This window comes from Burkholderia sp. Ac-20353, assembly GCF_017104785.1.
Taxonomy (GTDB): Bacteria; Pseudomonadota; Gammaproteobacteria; order Burkholderiales; family Burkholderiaceae; genus Burkholderia.
In genome coordinates this window covers 1-2,828 of the sequence record NZ_JAAGPL010000407.1, presented here as the reverse complement: position 1 = coordinate 2,828, position 2,828 = coordinate 1, and the positions used below count along the sequence as shown (strand labels likewise).

Below are 2,828 nucleotides of genomic sequence, written 5' to 3'. Positions count from 1 at the left end.
AGCGGCGGAGCGGGGGGGGCGGACGGAAGGCTCATGCGGAATACGTCAGGCAGGTGGATCGAATACCAGAATAACTGCTTAACTTGTACTGGTACAAGCGTGCGCCTATTGTAACGGCTCACGCGTCCGCTGGCACCGGCGCGGGCGGTTCCAGCCAGGCTTTGCACGGGACCAGGGCAAGCACCAAAGCGCCAACAGCTTTGCATCGGACCGAACCAGGCACCAAAGCGCGAGGTTCGATCGACATCTGACCGACAGGAGAATCCAATGAAACATCATGACCAGGTCGCCGACGCATTCGGCTCGACGGCCGCCGCCTACCTGACGAGCACGGTCCATGCGACCGGCGCCGACCTGCAGGCGCTCGCCGACGCCGTGCGCGCGATGCCGGACGCCGCGGTGCTGGATCTCGGCTGCGGCGCGGGCCATGCGAGCTTCGCGGTCGCGCCGCACGTGCGCGACGTGATTGCGTACGACCTCGCGCCGCAGATGCTCGAGACCGTCGACGCGGCGGCGCGCGAGCGCGGCCTCGCGAACATCCGCACCTGCCACGGGCCGGCCGAGCGGCTGCCGTTCGACGCGGCGACGTTCGATTGGGTCGTGAGCCGGATGAGCGCGCATCACTGGCACGACGTGCGTGCCGCGCTCGCCGAGGTGCGGCGGGTGCTGAAGCCGGGCGGCCGGGTGCTGATGATCGACATCGCCGGCAACGATCATCCGCTGCTCGACACCTACCTGCAGGCGGCGGAAGTGCTGCGCGACGCGTCGCACGTGCGCGACTACCGGGCCGACGAATGGCTCGCGATGTTCCGCGACGCGGGTTTCGACGCGCAGGTGGCGAGCCGCTGGCGCCTGCCGATCGATTTCGACACGTGGGTCGCGCGGATCCGCACGCCGGCCGACAGCGTGACGGGCATTCGCGCGTTGTGGGCGCATGCGCCCGACGAGGTGCGCGGCCATTACGCGGTGCAGGCGGACGGCTCGTTCGAACATGACGCGCTGTTGATCGACGCGCGCTGAAACGCGGCCTGTGCCGTTCCGGCGCGGCCCATGCACTGCATGCGCCGCACCCCGTGCGCGGATCAGCCCGTGTTGCGCAGGCCGGCCGCGATCCCGTTGATGGTCAGGTGAATCCCGCGCCGCAGCCGCGCGTTGGTGTCGCCGGCGCGGTGCCGCTTGATCAGCTCGACCTGCAGGTGGTTCAGCGGATCGAGGTACGGGAAGCGGTTCTTGATCGAACGCGCGAGCAGCGGGTTCGTCGCGAGCCGGCTGTCGTGGCCGGTGATTTCCGCGAGCGCGTGCGTCGTGCGTTCCCACTCGGCGACGATCCGGTCGAACACGTGCTTGCGCAGCTTCTTGTCCGCGACGAGCTGCGCATAGCGCGACGCGACCGCGAGATCGGTCTTCGCGAGCACCATGTCCATGTTCGACAGCAGGTTCGAGAAGAACGGCCAGGTCTTGTCCATCTTCTTCAGCAGCGCCAGGCGCTTGCTGCGCTCGGCGTCGTCCTTCGCGCCGTCGAGGTACGCGGCGACCGCGCTGCCGAAACCGTACCAGCCGGTCAGCAGCAGCCGGCACTGGCCCCACGAGAAGCCCCACGGAATCGCGCGTAGATCCTCGATCCGGCGGTGCTTCGGATCCTGCAGCTTGCGCGACGCGGGGCGGCTGCCGATGTTCAGCTCGGCGATCTCGGTGATCGGCGTCGACGAGAAGAAGTAGTCGGTGAAGCCGGGCGTCTCGTAGACAAGGGCGCGGTATGCGGCCATCGCGCTGTCGGACAGCGCCTGCATCGTGGTCTCGAACGCGGGCAATTGCGCCGGTGCGTTCGACTGCGGCAGCAGCGACGCCTCGAGCGTCGCGGCGACGACCGTTTCCAGGTTGCGCCGGCCGATCTCCGGGTTCGCGAACTTGCTCGCGATCACCTCGCCCTGTTCGGTCAGGCGGATCTGGCCGTTCACGGTGCCGGGCGGCTGCGACAGGATCGCCTGGTAGGTCGGGCCGCCGCCGCGGCCGACCGTGCCGCCGCGGCCATGGAACAGCCGCAGCGTGATGCCGCGCTCGCGGAACAGGTCGACGAGCGCGAGTTCGGCGCGGTACAGCTCCCAGTTCGACGTCAGGAAGCCGCCGTCCTTGTTGCTGTCCGAGTAGCCGAGCATCACTTCCTGCTCGCCGCCCTGATGCGCGACCAGCGCTTCGACGCCCGGCAGCGCGAAGTACTCGCGCATGATCCGCGACGCGTCGCGCAGGTCGGGAATCGTCTCGAACAGCGGGATCACCATCAGCCCGTTCTTCGCGCCGCCGTGTTTGGCGCCGAGCGCGCCTTCGAGCAGCCCGGTTTCCTTCTGCAGCAGCAGCACCTCGACGAGGTCGCTGACCGTCTCGGTGTGCGAAATGATGTAGTTGCGCACCGCGCGCGGCCCGAACTGCGCGCGCACCGCACGCGCCTTCTCGAACACGCCGAGCTCGCTCTGCGCGAGCGCCGAGTATTCGAAGTACGGCGAGCGCAGCGGCCGCGGATCGGCGAGCGCGGCGAGCAGCACGCGCAGCTTGTCTTCCTCGGCGAGCGACGCGTAGTCGGCTTCGACGCCCGCGCGCGCGAACAGCTCGGCGACGACGGCCTCGTGGATGTCGGAGCTCTGGCGCAGGTCGATGCTCGCCAGATGGAAGCCGAACACTTCGGCCGCGCGCGCGAGCGGCGCGAGGCGCGGGGCGGCGAGCGACGCGCCGTGATGCTCGGCGAGTGAATCCATCAGCACCTTCAGGTCCTGCACGAATTCCTCGGAGTCCGCATACGGCGTCGCGCGCACCGGCGGCGCGCCGCGCCCGGC

At 69.2% G+C, this 2,828-nt stretch carries 2 protein-coding genes; one reads left to right on the top strand and one right to left on the bottom strand.

What is annotated here, in order from left to right; translation table 11 throughout:
• The first annotated feature begins 267 nt into the window (after positions 1-267).
• A complete protein-coding gene (locus tag G3N94_RS40720) occupies positions 268-1,020 on the top strand; it encodes a class I SAM-dependent methyltransferase (RefSeq protein WP_205799821.1) in 753 nt (250 codons plus the stop codon).
• Between the two features lie 62 nt (positions 1,021-1,082).
• Here the strand turns inward: G3N94_RS40720 and ppc are convergent.
• A partial coding sequence (gene ppc, locus G3N94_RS40715) for a phosphoenolpyruvate carboxylase (RefSeq protein ID WP_205799820.1) occupies positions 1,083-2,828 on the bottom strand: 1,746 nt, incomplete at its 5' end.